Source organism: Acidobacteriota bacterium (assembly GCA_016703965.1).
Lineage (GTDB): Bacteria > Acidobacteriota > Blastocatellia > Pyrinomonadales > Pyrinomonadaceae > OLB17.
Map to the genome: position 1 here is coordinate 524,132 of JADJBB010000021.1, position 16,963 is coordinate 541,094.

A 16,963-nucleotide genomic window follows, 5' to 3' on the forward strand; every position below is an offset into this window, starting at 1 on the left:
GATTCAGCACTAAAATCATGAATATCCTGGTCTTAAATTGCGGCAGCTCGTCACTTAAGTTTCAACTTATAGCCACTGACCTCGATCGCATCGAGAAGAATGATGACAAGCGTTTGGCTCACGGCACTATTGAGCGCATCGGCGGGGCCGCGATCATTACGCAAACCGCTGAAGGCAAAACACCGCAACGCTCGGCGGCCCCGATCAGGGATATGAGATCGGCGGTCGAGATGATTGTTAGGTGGATAGTATCCGACGCTTCAGAGATCGCCGAGGTGAACGGTCTGGGCGACATTCAAGCAGTTGGCCACCGGGTCGTCCACGGCGGCGAACACTTTTCCGAATCGGTAATTATCAGTGACGACATCCTCCGAGGCATCGAAGACTGCATCGAACTCGCACCGCTTCACAATCCGGCCAACATTAGCGGAATTCGCGCGGCCCGTGAGATCTTCGGGAAGGGAATTGTCCAAGTGGCCGTTTTCGATACTGCTTTTCACCAGACTTTGCCAGAAAAATCATTTCTCTATGCCTTGCCTTATCAACTCTACCGGCGTCACAAGATTCGCCGTTACGGATTTCACGGCACTTCAAATCGATACGTCGCTTACCGGTACCGCACTTTGCTGAATATCCCGCGAGAGCAGGTAAATGTGATCGCTCTCCACCTCGGCAACGGCTGTTCCGCAACTGCGATCAAAGGCGGCAAGTCGATCGACACTTCGATGGGAATGACGCCACTCGAAGGCCTCGTAATGGGAACCCGAGCAGGCGACTTCGATCCGGCTATCATCGACTTTGTTGCCGCCAAAGAAGGTCTGTCGGCGTTAGAGATCGAATCGCTGGTCAATAAACAGTCAGGCCTGTTGGGACTGTCCGGCCTAACAAACGATATGCGCGAATTGCTCGCCGAGTCGAAGGAGAACGGGGATCGCCGCTCGAGCCTTGCGATCGAGATCTTCTGTTACCGGGCGAGTAAGTATATAGGATCGTATTTAGCGGCTATGAATGGTGCAGACGCCCTCATTTTTACCGGCGGTATCGGCGAAAATTCCTCCGAGGTTCGGCGGATGATCTGTGACTACTTGTCGTGGTTTGGCGGAGAGGTAGATTCGCAGCTTAATGAATCAATGACCGGCGGAAAAGAGGGAATCATTAACACCGGAGGATCACGGCTGAAGATTTTTGTCATCCCGACCAACGAGGAATTGCTGATCGCTCGTGATACAGCACGTCTTATTGGTTCTAAGACTTCGGATGGTTAGATCAGTGACTACCTTTGGCGATAGGATCATTATGGTAGAAAACGGCTCCGACATCTCAAAAATTCTAATCGCCTACGATGGTTCGGGATATGCTCACGGGGTTCTTGGGGAATTGCGATCTAGTGGACTACCGAAAAAAGCTCAGATAATAATTATTTCGGTGTGTGAGATCTGGCTCCCGACTGGGGCTCCACGCATCATCATTGGCCAGTTAAATAGGGAAGAGAAAGCCTGTTTTCAAAAACACCGCGAGCAGATCGACCGAAACATGACGGAAACAATGGCAAATGTCCGTCTCGCACAGGAAGAATTACTTTCGTTTTTTCCGGATTGGAGCGTTGAAGTCGAAGTCATTTGCGGTTCGCCGGCCCGCGAAATTTTGGAAAAGGCAAGTAAGTTTAGGCCTGATCTTATTGTGATAGGCGAACGGGGACTTTCGTCCGACGAAGATACCGGCCTTGGAAGCACTTCACAAATTGTTTTAGCTGAGGCGAGATGCACCGTTCGAATATCTCGCTTTAGGTCTCCACCTTCTGATTCAAATCTCACGGTCATTGTTGGATTTGACGGCTCACCGGGTTCAATTACAGCAATAAGAAAGGTCGCGTCCCGCCCGTGGAAGACAAAGCCCACTATACGTCTCGTTACTGTTACCGATCCTTTTACTTTGTTGAAGCCGGGCCGGGTTTTTCAGCCTATCGAGGGTATGGTAGAGGGGCGAATGGAAGGCGAAACAAAATGGGCAAATAATTTGGCTCGCGATGCCATACATTTATTGCGTGAAGTCAGCTATCCCGCAACTCTGCATATATATTCGGGCAACCCCCAAATGGTGTTGATTAGTGCAGCAACAAAATGGAATGCCGATGCGATATTTCTAGGTGCGACATCCGAAACAAGTTTGTCGGAAAAATATTCTCTCGGTTGTGTTGCTCTTGCGATTGCCAACCGAGCCCCGTGTTCAGTTGAAGTTGTTAGATAGTTCGAGCGAATCCATTTTTCGAGCCGAAAAAAAACGCCGGAATGAATCTGCCAACAGTACTCCCATCGAAGATGCGACATAAACTTGTATCTTGGTCTTGCTGAGTTTCTTTTCCCTATTCCCGTAATTTCGCACTTTCAGCCAAAATACTCATCTTTCGGCGATGTTCCTCTTTGCTTATTTCTAAAATATTTCCATCCTGGATTAACAATATGCGGTCGGCGGCCTGAGCCAGACGATCGTCGTGTGTGATCATGACGAATGCAACTCCGCTTTCACGGTTCATCTCACGCATCATTTCGAAGACCTCGGCACCGGACTGGCTGTCGAGATTTCCCGTCGGTTCGTCGGCGAGCACTATCTTCGGAGAATTCGCCAACGCCCTCACAATTGCACAGCGCTGATTCTGTCCGCCGCTCATTTCATCCGGATGTTTATTGATTTGGTCACCTAACCCGACCCGCTTGAGCAGTGCCAGAACCATTTCGCGTTCCTCATCCGATGCCTCGCCTCTACGGATCGTTATCGGCATCAGGGCGTTTTCAATGCATGTGAATTCGTCAAGTAGATAATGCGCCTGAAAAATAAAGCCGACGTCATCGCTTCGAAGGCGGGCCAGGCCATCGTCGTCCAGGGTCGAAATGTCTACACCGTTTATCAAAACTGTGCCTCCCGTCGGGATATCCAGTGCACCTAAGATGTTGAGCAATGTAGATTTGCCGCTGCCTGACTGGCCGACGATCGCAACAAATTCGCGTGCCCGGATCTCGATGTCCAAACCAAAAAGCACCGGTACATCGATCTTGCCGAAGTATGTTTTTTTCAGCCCCCGCGTTTCGATAACAATAGGCAATTCGGCCTTTGATCGCTCGTCTGCTACCTGTGTACTGGCTGAACTGCCCATTTTCCTGTGTCTTATCGCATTACGTCGACCGGATTGAGTTTGGCGGCCCGCCGTGCGGGCAGAACTGCGGCGATCACGGTCGTGATGATCGCTGCCAGCATTGCAAGCCCGATATACATTGGAAAGATCTTTACCGGAAAGAGGGCAAGCGGTTCCTGCCCGGCCACGGCCGCTCTGGTCGGCAAACTGATGAGGTAGGCGATCGTAGTGCCTAGTACCGCTCCGACCGAACTTCCAATGATCGCAACACCCAAGCCTTGAAACACGAAAACTGTCGATATTTGAGACTGCCGGGCTCCCATACTCCTCAGGATGCCGATCTCAGTAGATTTTTGAAGTACTGAAACAATTAGAACCGAGGCGATCGCGAACGCGGATGCGATCAGGCTAAAGGCTGAGATCAAATAAGCCGATATGCCCATCATCTGCAAATTGGTCAGATTTCGGGAATAGTCACGGGTCCACGGCCGAGCTTCATATTTTGTTAATGCCATTATCGTGTTCGATAGGTCCTCAACCGCATAAATGTCATAAACCTTTATGTAGATGATATTTACCGAAGTGCCGAGTCCGAAAAGACTCTGTGCATTACGAAGTGTTACATAAGCACTTCCGCGGCCCTGGCCACGATTATAGATCCCCGCAATTGTGAATGAATCGGCTTGATTTGAGCTTGACGCGAGTCTTATTCGTTCGCCAACCGTAACGTTCAGATCCTTTGCAAGCTCCGTATCTATGACGATCTCGTCGCTGCTCAAGCTCTTGTATCTGCCGCTAACCAGATCCCTTATGATCGGCGTAATGACATCTAAAAGTTCGGGATCGGCCCCAACTACCGAAACCCCGATCGGATTTGCACCCTTCGAGGCAAACCCCTGGCCGTTTACTACCGGAGCGACGCCACTAACATTGGGCAATCCTCTGAGCATAGTGACCACTTCGTCCCAGTTGTCGATAAACTTCAGTCGCGACGCGGATACTTCAATTCGGCTTGACGTAGGGCTCTCGGGGATCTCAAGAGGCTTGGGTTTCGGGTCTTCGACCTGCACCGTTACGTGAGGGATCGACTCTGTTAATAGAACAGACATCATGTTCTGCAGACCGAAGATCAGGGACGTAATGAATATAACGATTATGACGCCGGTCGCCACGGCGCTAATTGTCAAAAGGGTCTGCAAGCCACCTGAAAACAGATGCCGCACCGCGAGACGAAACTCGAAACGGTAGGACTTTGGGATCAAGGCCGAAATTACTATGTCACCGAATGGTTTCATCAAAATCACCTCGGCTGCACACGGTCTCCCACCTTAATATTTGTAGGCGCGGCGATAATTCGATCTTCGGCTTCAAGCCCCGAGATCACCGGCACGCCGTCCTTTGTTGGCAGACGTGTGACGACTGGCTTCTGGGCAGCTTTGCCGTCTACGATGATAAAGACCACCGTTTCGTCGCCGACCCGCACCGGTGCGGTCTGAGGAATCAACAGACGGCTGACGCTTTTGGCCGTAATTATATTGACGTTTATCGTCTGGCCAAGCCGAAGCCAATCGGGCGGATTGTCGGGGATCACCTTTATTGTTATCGTCCCGCGAACCTGATCCACCGCCGCTCCCAGTTCGGAAACTCTGCCGCTAAAGGCATTCTCGGAAAATGGGTCGGACGAGATAACTGCCTCTTGACCCACCTTCAATACCGAAAGATTGCTTTCATCGACATCAATGCGAATTTCAGGTTCTACGCTGACCAGCGTAAGTACCCCGAGACTGCCAACAGACTGCCCCGTCTCCGCATTGATCTTTGTTACGGTTCCGGCAAAGGGGGCGGTGACGGACGCATTTCCGGCCTGCTCTTCGGCAACACTTAGAGCCCGCTCCGTTTCAGCAACCCGACTTTGGGCTACTCTGATGTCTTCGTCTCTTGCTCCACCCTGTATCGTGCGAAGCCGGGACTGCAGGACTCGAACATTGGCTTCCAACGATTTAAGGCCCGACTGGGCAGAACGAACATTGGCCCGCGACACTTCGATCGCCTGTTTTTGTGCTTCGACTCGTTTTTCGGCAACCTTAAGAATATTTAAATCACGATCATATTCGGAGCGAGAAATGTCACCGCTTTTTACCAGAGAACTGCTTCGCCCGAGTTCCTTTACTGCCAAGTCCTTTTCAGATAGGAGTTGTTCAAGTACTGAACTGCCCTGATTGACACTCTTTTCCGTCTGGGCGATTACCGACCGCTGCTGTTCGACCTGAGCGATCGCTTGATTGACCTGCTCCACCGCAGCATTGATATCGGAACCTAATGCGTCACGAGATACTTGAGCTAACTGCGCTCGAGCGGTGACGACGGCGGATCGAGCCTGCCAGATCTGTGCCTCGGCGACATCATTTTTTATCAGGGCCAATTGCTGGCCCCGCACGATGCTGTCGCCTTCTTTTACATAGAGCTTTTGTACAATGCCTTGTAACTGAGCTCCCACATTTGATTCCGTCTCGCCGCCGACGGTTCCGCTGCCTGAGATCGTCTCGGTGATGGTTGCGGGTTTTGGTTCCACCAAGTCAACGGATTTCGGACGCCGCATAAGCCATACGACTGCGACGACAAGCAAAACAATGACCGCTAAAACGCCAGATCTGATGAGCCATTTTTGAACGTTCTCGGATCTATTGCCCGATTTTGATTGACTTGTCTCACCAGCATAGATATTCGCCTCGACCTCTTCATCCTTCGATCCCGCCGTACTGCCGTAAGGTTTTTGAGCTTTTTCCATCACATTTCTGCGGGGTAATACCCTAACTGGGTACTACACTTCAAAACAGCTTTTCTGGTGTATCATACAAAGCTTCTGAGTTTAGAATACTCCTCATCTCGTCGAATTTAATATTCGAGCTCCACCCACTTTTGCCCGCGTCGAGGACGATCGCTTGCGTAAGCCTGCCATTTTTACAAAGGGTGCCGTGGATCTTTGCACGTTCCTTTCTTATAGAGTAAATCGTTAACAATTGTTTGACTGTGCGCCGCATCACCTCGGAAACTCCGTTTCCCGGAGTTCCTGTGTTTGCCGACTCATATTCCACAACAAAATAGGATCGTAAGAAGGGCAATACCGCACAGACGAAACCTGATCGATCTGATTAACAGGAAACCCGGTCTGAAAGTTCTAAGGGGAAAGTTGGGATGAAAAACGTGGGCCGGTGACCAGACACAGCGTCGGAACTTTTGTGTTCAGTTTAACGATCTCCAGACCTTTGGCTTGAATCATCTACAGCTGATCACTATGTTTCATGATTCATCAAGTGAGAAGTTTGCAGGCTAGAAACATGATCGAAAAGGTGAATGCTGAGCTCGCAGCGAAGAACGCGACCAAAGAGGATCTCGGTGAGATTTCCGACGTATGTCTACCTGAGAGGTTTAATCCAGCAAACATTCACCCCTGAACAAGTAGAGCACATCCTAATCATCATCACGTTTCGGATTAGGCTCTCATTCGAGAAACTATCCGTTTCTTCGCGGACAGTTTTTTCGGCCGTATCCCAAATACCTCACTGTGAATGGCCGCGGGGTGGCAAATCACTATGTATCCATTCGCGGAATGATGTGGCTCGAAAACGAACAGCGGTTGAGAAGAAGGTTTGCCGAGGGTCGGAGTCGAACCGACATGGGCGTTAAGCCCGCCAGATTTTGAGTCTGGTGCGTATACCAATTTCGCCACCCCGGCATCGAACTTTAGATAATAGAACTACGAAACCGATAGGTCAAGACCACTGCTTTGGCCGACCGCTATTTTGGGGACGGCATTGCCATCAGGGTCATTCGGTTCGTCATTTCCGAGAGCTTCCGTAGCGCCGAGAGCAACCGGATAACCTAAGGTCAACTATTTCAAAAATTTGCTAGCTTTTGCAAAAAGCTTTGTGGCATACTATTTCCACTGGGGGTGATAATATGAAAATTAATCAAACAAAGGTGGTTTTAGTTTAGACGGATCGTCCGGCTTTCAGATGGTCCGGTGTTAGAAAAACGGCACACTTTTAGCGAGTGTGCCGTTTTATTTTGCCTAAGTAGTTATGCTGATTTCGGAATTCAATTTTGAACTTCCACCGGAGCTGATCGCTCAGGAACCTCTTGTGGACAGAAAGGCTTCGCGGATGCTCGTCGTTGATCGTTCTTCGCAGAGTTTCTCGGATAGGCGTTTCGCAGCCCTGCCGAAGTTTCTACGCAGCGGCGACGTGCTGGTTTTGAACAATACAAAGGTCTTTCCGGCCCGATTACTTGGTCGAAGCGAAACGGGAGCAAACATCGAGCTATTTCTCGTGCGCGAAACGGCAGACGGCAACTGGGAAACGCTTGCCCGGCCGGCAAGACGTTTGCATAGCGGGAAACGAGTTCATTTCGGCGACGAGTTGACCGCTGAGGTTGTTAACAAAACGGAAGATGGGAAGGTGTTCGTAAGGTTTGAATGCACACGGGATTTTTACGAGGTACTCGACGAGATCGGAATGACACCGCTTCCGCCATATATTAAACGCGAATCCTCGGCAATAGACTCAGACAGGGAACGGTACCAGACGGTTTTCGCTAAAAATCGCGGAGCAATTGCCGCACCGACCGCCGGGCTGCATTTTACTCCCGAGGTTCTCGAGGACATTAAAGATATTGGGGTTACGGTTGCCGAGATTACTCTGCATGTCGGTTACGGAACCTTTGAACCGGTTCGGGTTGATGATCTTACGCAGCACCAAGTTTCGGCTGAAAGGTATGCGATTAGCGACGAAACCGCCGAGATCTTAAACGGTGCGAAATCAGAAAAACGCCGTATTGTAGCCGTTGGGACGACCGCGACAAGGGCTCTGGAGACCACTCTCACCCGATACGACAGCTTTTTAGCCGGTTCGCATTCGGCCGATCTGACGATCACGCCCGGCTACAAATTTCGGGCGATCGATGCTCTGCTAACCAATTTTCATCTGCCCCTAAGCTCACTCCTTGTCCTCACTTCTACTTTTGGCGGTCACGAACTTATAATGAGTGCATACCGTCATGCCATCATCGAAGAATACAGGTTTTACAGCTATGGCGATTGCATGTTTGTAGTTTAGACGGTTGGTGAGTTATCAAGTTTTGAAGCCTGGAAAAGGGTAGTATCATGCGGTGACTCCGGCACTCTGGTACTCTAAGATTCCTTTACTCGAAACTATTTCGTATGGCCGTACTTGAGACAATTAGAAATTTCTTTGTGCCGGGAATCTTTTCCGAGCCTGAAAATATCGTTCCGGCACCGCCGATGACGTATTCGATCCGGCCGCTGACGCACGATCATCTTTCTCAGGTACTCAAGCTTAACCTGCGGTGTTTTCGTAACGGTGACAATTACACAAAATATACCTTCGATTACCTGCTTAACGAACCTCGGACGCTGAGCTACCGTATGGTTACGCCGTCAAACGAGATCGTCGGCTTTGCATTTGTGATGGTCAAGGAGCGAAACGCAGCTCATATCACGACGATCGGCGTTGCCCCCGAACATCGGCGTCGCGGCATCGCCAATCGCCTTCTCGAACACCTTGAAAATGCCTTGCTCCAGCGTGAGATAGGTACGGTTATGCTTGAGGTTAGGGTTGGCAATACTTCTGCACAGGAACTTTATAAGCGCTGCGGCTATACGATAGTGCAGCGAATAAATAAATACTACAGCGATGGCGAGGATTGCTTCCTAATGATCAAGTCGCTCTTTGTTTAAAGTTAAGCCACTTTCGAAAAAAGGAACAATTGACTGAACTCTAAAAGGTTGAAACTCGATCTACCAAGAATTTATCCCATCACCGATACGCAGATCTCCGGCCTATCGCATCTTGAGCAAGTTAGGCGGCTTGTTGCCGGCGGTGCGGAGTTTATCCAACTTCGGGAAAAACATGCTTCGCCCCGCGACTTTTTCGAGCAAGCAAACGCGGTGATCAACTTTGCCCGTGGGCGCGGTGTGAAAATCCTTATAAATGACCGTGTGGATATTGCCCGAGCGTTAAAGGCCGATGGCGTGCACTTGGGTCAGGATGACTTGTCACCCGAACTTGCACGGCAGATCCTCGGTCCCGAGGCGATCATTGGTTTCTCCACGCATTCAATCGAACAGGTCATTGCAGCCGTCGACCTTCCGATTGATTATGTTGCGTATGGGCCGATCTTTCAGACGACTACGAAAGAAAATCCCGATCCCGTGGTTGAAACCGAAGCGATAAAGACCATTCGCCAGTCGATAGGTGATCTTCCGCTTGTAGCCATCGGTGGGATAAGTGGTAACAAGCTCAGATCGGTAATTCAGGCTGGCGCTGATTCGGCGGCAATGATCGGAGCAATTCTCTCAGAACCCGATAACATCGCAGATCAATATAAGCATTTCGCAATACTTACCTCCCGAACGCAATGATAAATAATGTTTTGTAAGTTTGAAAATAAACTTGCATTTGCGATCCATAATAGTTGATAATACTCGTGTCGGCGAGAACCGTTAGTGATCGCCGTAATTGCATACCAGAGATTCCCTCCTTGTCAGTCCACCTCGCAGGAGTATTTCCAAACCATGAGTTTGCTTGATATAGCACCCATAATTGAGCAGATGTTGCTCGTGTCCGAGAACGTCAGCGATCTTAATTTCTCGTGTGGCCAAAAACCGCAGGTTGAGATCAACGGCGTGCTCTATCCGGCGTCGCCGATCGGGCTTGGAAAGCTTTCGGCGTTTCAAACCGAAATGATAGCGATGTCGCTCGTTCGGGATAATCCGGACGCTGCGTCACATCTTGTGAAATATCGCACGGCCGATCTTAGCTATGCGTTACCGGGTAAATGCCGTTTTCGCGTAAATATTTTTCAGCAGCGGAATTCGTACTCTATAGTGATGCGAGTTATTCCGCATGAGATACCGAGTTTTGAGGCGTTGAAGTTGCCGCAACAACTAGCGGAGATCGCCGATATCAGGAACGGGGTAGTACTTCTGACTGGGCCGACCGGTTCCGGTAAAAGTTCGACTCTCGCAGCGATAATCGATCGTATAAACGAGACCAAAGCATACCATATTGTAACCATCGAAGATCCGATCGAATTCTTGCATACACACAAGAAATCGACCATAAATCAGCGCGAAGTCGGTGCAGATACAAAAGATTTTGCCTCGGCACTGCGTGCAGCTCTCCGACAGGCGCCGAAGGTTATCTTGGTGGGTGAGATGCGTGACCTTGAGACGGCGGAGATAGCCCTCGAGGCAGCCGAAACGGGCCATCTGGTTCTCTCAACGCTACATACGATCGACGCTTCGAAAACTATCGACCGCATCGTCGGACTTTATCCGAAAAATGAGGAGCGGATAATTAGGACGCGTCTCGCCCAGACATTTAGGTACATCGTCTCCCAGCGTCTTATCCCAACCGCAGACGGACGGGGTCGAATCGCCGCTGTCGAGATCCTCAAGTCGAATCCGCGTACCCGTGAATATATTGAAAAAGGTGAGACGGAGGGCAAGTCGCTCCTGGACGCGATCCGCGACGGAGAGATCGACGGAATGCAGGATTTTGATACCGTCATTCGCCATATGATCGAGAGCAAGCAGATCACAATGGAAGACGGGCTCTCGTTTGCAACCAACCAAAACAATCTTCTACTTCATCTGAAGGGACTTTCATCGACCGAAGATTATGTTAAGAAGCATCAACCGGCTACTCGCCCGGCGTCGTCTATGTCGCCAATGATGCCGCCGCCGCCGACTGATAATCCTGATTCTGTTCTGAATATGATCGAATAAGCTTGGACCGTTGGTAGTGAACGGTGGTCGAAAAGCGATCGCGACCGTTTTTTCTGCTCCTCCGACCACTGGCCACTCGACCGAGCACTGCTGATTGACTACTGCCATGATAATACGCTGCGATAATTGCTCTGTTTCTTTACAATTAGACGAATCGAAAATTCCGAGTGGGAACTTTTCGGTTCGATGTCCCAGATGTCAGAATCTGCTACGTGTGCAAAAAGATGCGTCCGGCAAAGGCCTTTCTACGGTTGACCAGCTTGCGGCGAATCAGCCGGCAGCAGCAGCGTCCGAAGGTGCACAGGATTTTGCGGCGAAGGAAAACGATTTTCAGATAAACAGTGCCTTAAGATCTCTCATTGGAGCTCTACAGTCCGACAAAAGTGCCGTAGAGGACGAGTCAATAGCAGAAAAGCCGCGTCGGATACTACTCTGTCTAGGACAGCGGGCTGATGAAACGGCAAAGTTGCTGGCGAAATCCGGCTACAAAGTTTACGTTGCTCAAACGCCAGCGCAGGCTAACGAAAGGTTGAGAGAAGGCAAGACAGAGATCCTAATTTTCTCACCGGATTTCGCGGCCGATATGGGCGGAGCGGCTGTTATCCAGCAGAAGGCAAACGCTATGTATTCGTCGGAGCGTCGACGATTGTTCTTGATCTCGCTTGAGGATACAGGCGTAACGATGAACGCCCACGATGCTTTCCTTAGGAATCTAAACCTGATCGTTAATTCGAAAGACCTCACGCAGCTTCCGCTCATCTTGAACCGGGCCTTGGGCGATTACAACGATCTCTACAACTATTTCAACCGAGCATCAGGCTTGATGCCTATCTAGTTCATAGAGCCAATTCGCAGACAAGCATTTCGATCTGTAGGCGCGAACCGGCGTTCCCGCTGCCGCCGATCGAGGTCTTTATAGCGAGATCTGCTTTAGAAATAAGCTGAATGGCGTTTACGAGTTTGTCTTTGTCCACCCGACGGGCGGATGCGAGAAATTCGTCCTGGCCGCGCCCGAATAGCTTTGCCGCGGACGCGATCTCTTGACGCGGAGCGGACCGATCCATCATATCTTTTGCTATTAATAGACGGCGAAAATTGTAGGAGATCAGCCCGAGCAGCGCGAGTGGTTCGGCTCCGTCATCCAGGATTCTCTTTAGAGCGGCCAGAGCCTTATCTTTTCTGCCGGCAACGAGATGATCGGTGAGATCGAAGTTGCTCAGCTCCTTCGAGTTAGGAACGAGAGCGTCAATAAGTTCGGCGGTGATTCGCTTCTCAGGCAATGCGGCAGCGGCGAGTTTGTTGATCTCATTCGAAAGCCGCCGCACATCTTTATTCACTCGCGATATAAAAAGGCGTAGGGCTAGATCGTCTATTTCCGCACCTGCATCGATAACCGCTTTATGCGCCCAGTCGGCAAACTGTTTGTCATCCAGCTGAGTAAATTCGACGGCCGTCATCTTCTCGCGTAGGTACTTACCCATCTTCCTGACGCCGTTGAGTTCGTCCGCAATAAATATAACCACGGAGCTTGGAGAGGGATTAGCGAGATAAGCGGTTAGAGCAGCTTCATGATGCTCGTTGATCGTATCCCGGAAGCCAGTTGCCGAAACGCGAACATTATCCACCCGAACGACCCGCCGCGTCGCCATCATCGGCAGCTGCTCTGCAGCGGCCAACGCCCTTTGCAAATTATCTTCCCCGTCCAAACTGAAAACCGTCTCGTTAAAATCCCGAAAATCTCCAGGTGCGAAAGCTCTGTCGGTAATATACTTCGCCGCGATATCGCGCAGGTATGTTTCCTGTCCAAAAAGAACATAGACAGGTGCGATCTCATGTCGCGTTAACTGATTACGAAGATCTTCACGGGTAAGAACCATACAAGAGAATTGACGCAGACATACGCGGAGGAACTACTTCTTATCATCCTTCACGCCCATTCCGTTAACGAAAGCGGATACTGCGGCTTCTGCGAAGGCTCGAGACATGCGTTCGACTGCGGGGTCTTCTTCGTTAAAGAACGACCTAGGGTCGGATGTGAATTCAAACGAATCGCGAAACGTAAAATTCTGATTGTCGTAGAGTATTTTGTCCTCGCGGAGGTCGCGGATCGTGACAGCGGTTACGATCGTAACTTCGTAAACCCGGGCACGGCCGCTGCTGTCGAGCAGGACGCCGGTAAAGCTGAAATCGCGGATCGTACCTTCGAGGACCGCATCTGCTCCAGTACGTGAAGCCTGAACCTTTAATCCGTTGCCCCGTTTTATGATCTCTCGGCTGACGGCTTCAGTAAATCGCGATTCGACTCTGTATCGAAAGCCCTTCGCTTCGAACTGAAACGCAGGGACCGCCACTACCTTTATATTCTTCGGCAAACCGGAGTTGGTCACCGGTTTATAACAGTCAGTAAAACCCGATGACAAAAACAGGATCGCAAGTAGTGGTATAACTCTAAAATACTTCATTTGATCGCCCGAACTCGTTAGGTTTTGATTTTGAACGCCGTATAACCCAGACGCCAAGAAAGATAAAAGCCAGTGTCAAAAGCGAGCCACCGCCAACAGTGGCCCAGAACAATGGGGTTTTGGGTTCGCGGGAATATTGAGTCGTGTTAACTTCCGTTTCGGTCGTATTTCCCGCTACCAATGTAGCCTTCACGGTCGATTCACTTATTTCGATCTTAAAGACCGGATCCTTCATTCTCGCCGCATCCTTGATGGGTACGTCGCGAATGAAGCTGTGTCTGACCAGCTCGATCGATTCAGGAACCTTGCCATCATAAATGGCCTTCTGCATTTCGTTCAGTTCGCTGCCGATAGCAGCTTCGCTGAGCTTCGCAAGGGAAGTTTTTGGAATTGCGAGCAATGTACCTGAACGATAATAAGACCCGCCGCCCTGAGGCTTAATTACAAATTGCTCGCCCGATCTAAGCTTGATCTCATTTAACTGAGCGCCGGTTTTGACGAAAAAGCGGTAATCACTGAAATCTTCTTGCGGTTGAATTATGAGGTTTAGCGAAACGCGTTTGTAGCCCGGATCGGGCGGGATGTCAGCAAAACCAATTCCTGCCAACGACGAAAGCAAAAGTAGCAGAAAAATGACCGAAAATCTCATACACCCTTCTCCTTTCGAATAGCAACCGCGACCTTTATCGCATCGACCGTTTCCTTTACATCGTGAACCCTCAGGATCGATGCTCCATTAAATACCGCGATCGCTCCACTTGCAAGGCTGCCGTACAGTCTTTCCGCGGTCGGTACTCCGTCCAGAAGCTTGCCGATGAAAGATTTTCGCGACGAGCCGACGAGCATCGGGTAATCTCTAAAATCAGCGATGATTTTATCAAGTTTTGCTATCAACTCTAAGTTTTGTCCAAAGGTCTTCCCAAATCCGAGCCCGATATCCAGAACTATGCGGCCATTCTGGACGCCGTCCGTCAATGCAAGATCGATCGCCCGTCGAAAACCGGTTCTCATGTCCGTAAATATGTCGTCAAGCGGCGCCTGCGAATGCATAGACTCAAATTCGCCACGAGAGTGCATCAAAACAAGGCCAGATCCCGACTCTGCCGCGATTTTCGCGATCTTTGCGTCAAATCGAAGGGCTGAAATATCGTTAATAATCTCTGCTCCGGCATCGATAGCAGCTTTTGCAACTGATGATTTTGTTGTGTCGATCGAGACCGGTGTGTCGAAGCGAGCCGCGATCGCTTTAATAACGGGAATTGTTCGGGATATTTCTTCTTGAGGGGAAACAGACGCACTCCCGGGACGAGCTGATTCGCCGCCGACGTCGAGGATGTCGGCTCCGTCGTTGATCATGGCTTCAGCCCGGCGCAATGCGGCGTCAGCCGACAAATATTTACCGCCATCAGAAAAGCTGTCAGGCGTGACGTTCAGTATTCCCATCACGAGAGGACGTTCAAGACGGATCTGACGGCGAGATGTGTGCCATGACTTCATAAGGGCAAAGGTAGAAAGGAAAAAGGCAAAAGTAAAGCCGAGCTTACTTTTGCCTTTTTAGGTAACTACGTCGCTATCGCTTCCGGCTCTGACTTTACGCGGTTGCCGGATTATTTCCGGTGATCGGCGGCAGAATAGGTTTTTTGAACGAATTGTTCGACGCCTCTTCTTTCTCCGACGTGCCGTCGTTGTCAGTTGTCGGCGAATTGTCACTATCTAGAGGTAAACCCGCGACCACTCGGCGTATCTGCACACCGTCGAGCGTTTCGAATTCCAGCAGAGCTTCAGCCAAGCGGATCATGGCATCTCGATTCTCTTTGATGATGGTCTCAGCTAGAGCGTACTGCTCATTGATGATCTTTTGCACCTCTTGGTCTATCTTGATCGCGGTGTCTTCAGAGTAATCGCGGTGCTGTGATATCTCACGGCCGAGGAATATCTGCTCTTCCTTTTTACCGTAAGCCAGCGGCCCAAGGCTGCTCATGCCGTATTCGCAGACCATTGCACGGGCGATCTCAGTGGCTTTCTCGATGTCATTCGAGGCACCGGTGGTGATGCTGCCAATGAAAATATCTTCAGCGATACGGCCGCCCATCGACATTGCGATGTTGCCGAGCAAATACTCTTTCGTTGCGCTCAAGCGATCTTTTTCCGGCAGATACATCGTCAGGCCCAGCGCCATTCCACGGGGAATGATCGTAACCTTATGAACCGGATCGACACTCGGGACCTTGAGTCCAACTAGTGTGTGGCCAGCTTCGTGATACGCAGTGATACGCTTTTCATCGTCAGAAATGACCATGCTCTTACGCTCGGCACCCATCATTACCTTGTCTTTGGCGATCTCGAAGTCGTTCATTGTCACGACCTTTTTATTATAGCGAGCGGCGTTGAGAGCGGCTTCGTTAACAATATTGGCGAGATCTGCACCGGTGAATCCCGGGGTTCCGCGGGCGATTACATTCACGTCGACCTTTTCGTCGAGAGGGATCTTGCGGGTATGAACCTTCAGGATTCCCTCACGTCCGCGAACGTCTGGACGGCCAACGACAACGCGGCGGTCAAAACGGCCCGGACGAAGAAGTGCCGGATCGAGAACGTCAGGTCGGTTGGTCGAAGCGACTAGGATAACGCCATCATTCGATTCGAAACCGTCCATCTCGACGAGAAGCTGGTTCAGCGTCTGTTCACGCTCATCATGTCCACCGCCTAGACCGGCACCGCGATGGCGGCCGACTGCGTCGATCTCATCGATAAAAATGATGCACGGAGCATTTTTCTTGCCCTGTTCGAAAAGGTCGCGAACACGCGAAGCTCCGACACCGACAAACATTTCGACGAAATCAGAACCCGAGATCGAGAAGAAAGGAACGTTTGCTTCGCCGGCAACTGCCTTGGCAAGCAAAGTTTTACCGGTTCCCGGAGGGCCAACCATCAAAACTCCCTTAGGAATTTTGCCGCCGAGCTTCTGGAACTTTTGTGGATCTTTAAGAAATTCTATGATCTCCTGCAACTCTTCTTTGGCTTCGTCGACACCGGCCACGTCCTTGAAGGTAACGCGTTTTTGCTGGTTATTGAGCAGCTTTGCCTTTGATTTCCCAAAGCTGAGAGCTTTGTTCCCGCCAGCCTGCATTTGTCGCAGGGTGAAAGCGAGGAAGCCCATGAGAAGTATGAACGGCAAAAGGGTGACAAGGATTTGCCAACCGAGGCCGCTTGATGGGGGTTCGAGCTTGATGACGGTGTCAGTTTCTTTTGCTGCAGCAAAGATCTGATCGCGTGTCGAATCGCTCAGATCCAGACGCGTGGACAGCTTCTGATTGTCGGTCTTGCTTACCAATTCGAGCGAATCTTGCTTGACCGTTACTTCTTTGATGTCCTTGTTTTTGATCTGTGTCAGTGCGGCGTCGAAAGATAATTCCTTCGGCGGAGTTGTCTGCTTCGTCTGCAAATACCAGACGAAAACGAGAGCGCTCGAGATGATCATTAACCACAATAAAACCTGTTTTGCCTTAGAACTCAATTTATAGCCTCCGGATCAGCTCTTAGCAGAGCTTCACAATGCTGTTT

The 16,963-nt window shown here is 50.4% G+C and carries 15 protein-coding genes and 1 tRNA gene; 7 read left to right on the plus strand and 9 right to left on the minus strand.

Annotated elements, in window-relative coordinates:
- Window positions 1–17 precede the first annotated feature (17 nt).
- Both IPG22_09840 and IPG22_09845 read left to right on the plus strand, forming a co-directional pair.
- Window positions 18–1,265 (plus strand): acetate kinase, encoded by a 1,248-nt coding sequence (locus IPG22_09840; GenBank protein MBK6588580.1) that lies wholly within the window; start codon window positions 18–20, stop codon window positions 1,263–1,265.
- A complete protein-coding gene (locus IPG22_09845; protein MBK6588581.1) occupies window positions 1,258–2,247 on the plus strand; it encodes a universal stress protein in 990 nt (329 codons plus the stop codon). The genes IPG22_09840 and IPG22_09845 overlap by 8 nt, the downstream gene beginning before the upstream one ends.
- A gap of 115 nt (window positions 2,248–2,362) precedes the next feature.
- Here IPG22_09845 and IPG22_09850 read toward each other — a convergent pair whose 3' ends face one another.
- The 4 genes from IPG22_09850 to IPG22_09865 all read right to left on the minus strand — a co-directional run bounded on the left by IPG22_09850 (window position 2,363) and on the right by IPG22_09865 (window position 6,866).
- A complete protein-coding gene (locus IPG22_09850; protein MBK6588582.1) occupies window positions 2,363–3,151 on the minus strand; it encodes an ABC transporter ATP-binding protein in 789 nt (262 codons plus the stop codon).
- A gap of 11 nt (window positions 3,152–3,162) precedes the next feature.
- The gene (locus IPG22_09855) at window positions 3,163–4,425 is read right to left on the minus strand and encodes an ABC transporter permease (protein ID MBK6588583.1); all 1,263 of its coding nucleotides are present in this window, start codon (window positions 4,423–4,425) and stop codon (window positions 3,163–3,165) included.
- Between the two features lie 5 nt (window positions 4,426–4,430).
- Entirely contained in the window at window positions 4,431–5,918 is a 1,488-nt protein-coding gene (locus IPG22_09860) for an efflux RND transporter periplasmic adaptor subunit (GenBank protein MBK6588584.1), read from the minus strand.
- Between the two features lie 863 nt (window positions 5,919–6,781).
- Window positions 6,782–6,866 (minus strand) — tRNA-Leu (locus IPG22_09865).
- Between the two features lie 346 nt (window positions 6,867–7,212).
- Between IPG22_09865 and queA the strand changes: the two genes are divergently transcribed.
- From queA to IPG22_09890, 5 genes are all read left to right on the plus strand, one after another.
- Window positions 7,213–8,244, plus strand: coding sequence for a tRNA preQ1(34) S-adenosylmethionine ribosyltransferase-isomerase QueA (queA, locus tag IPG22_09870; protein MBK6588585.1), 1,032 nt, complete (start codon window positions 7,213–7,215; stop codon window positions 8,242–8,244).
- Between the two features lie 104 nt (window positions 8,245–8,348).
- Window positions 8,349–8,885, plus strand: coding sequence for a ribosomal protein S18-alanine N-acetyltransferase (rimI, locus tag IPG22_09875; GenBank protein MBK6588586.1), 537 nt, complete (start codon window positions 8,349–8,351; stop codon window positions 8,883–8,885).
- A gap of 33 nt (window positions 8,886–8,918) precedes the next feature.
- Window positions 8,919–9,569: a thiamine phosphate synthase gene (gene thiE, locus IPG22_09880; GenBank protein MBK6588587.1), complete on the plus strand. Its 651-nt coding sequence runs from the start codon at window positions 8,919–8,921 to the stop codon at window positions 9,567–9,569.
- Between the two features lie 153 nt (window positions 9,570–9,722).
- A complete protein-coding gene (locus IPG22_09885; protein ID MBK6588588.1) occupies window positions 9,723–10,937 on the plus strand; it encodes a PilT/PilU family type 4a pilus ATPase in 1,215 nt (404 codons plus the stop codon).
- A gap of 106 nt (window positions 10,938–11,043) precedes the next feature.
- The gene (locus IPG22_09890) at window positions 11,044–11,772 is read left to right on the plus strand and encodes a zinc-ribbon domain-containing protein (protein MBK6588589.1); all 729 of its coding nucleotides are present in this window, start codon (window positions 11,044–11,046) and stop codon (window positions 11,770–11,772) included.
- A 1-nt stretch (window position 11,773) separates the two neighbouring features.
- Here IPG22_09890 and holA read toward each other — a convergent pair whose 3' ends face one another.
- The 5 genes from holA to ftsH all read right to left on the minus strand — a co-directional run bounded on the left by holA (window position 11,774) and on the right by ftsH (window position 16,880).
- Window positions 11,774–12,814, minus strand: coding sequence for a DNA polymerase III subunit delta (gene holA, locus IPG22_09895; protein ID MBK6588590.1), 1,041 nt, complete (start codon window positions 12,812–12,814; stop codon window positions 11,774–11,776).
- Between the two features lie 33 nt (window positions 12,815–12,847).
- Window positions 12,848–13,399: an LptE family protein gene (locus IPG22_09900; protein ID MBK6588591.1), complete on the minus strand. Its 552-nt coding sequence runs from the start codon at window positions 13,397–13,399 to the stop codon at window positions 12,848–12,850.
- Window positions 13,386–14,048 carry a hypothetical protein gene (locus IPG22_09905; GenBank protein MBK6588592.1) on the minus strand — a complete coding sequence of 221 codons (663 nt, stop codon included), beginning with the start codon at window positions 14,046–14,048 and terminating at the stop codon, window positions 13,386–13,388. Before IPG22_09905 ends, IPG22_09900 begins: the two co-directional genes overlap by 14 nt.
- Window positions 14,045–14,896 (minus strand): dihydropteroate synthase, encoded by an 852-nt coding sequence (folP, locus tag IPG22_09910; GenBank protein MBK6588593.1) that lies wholly within the window; start codon window positions 14,894–14,896, stop codon window positions 14,045–14,047. The genes IPG22_09905 and folP overlap by 4 nt, the downstream gene beginning before the upstream one ends.
- Before the next feature lie 94 nt (window positions 14,897–14,990).
- Window positions 14,991–16,880, minus strand: coding sequence for an ATP-dependent zinc metalloprotease FtsH (gene ftsH, locus IPG22_09915; protein MBK6588594.1), 1,890 nt, complete (start codon window positions 16,878–16,880; stop codon window positions 14,991–14,993).
- Window positions 16,881–16,963: the final 83 nt, after the last annotated feature.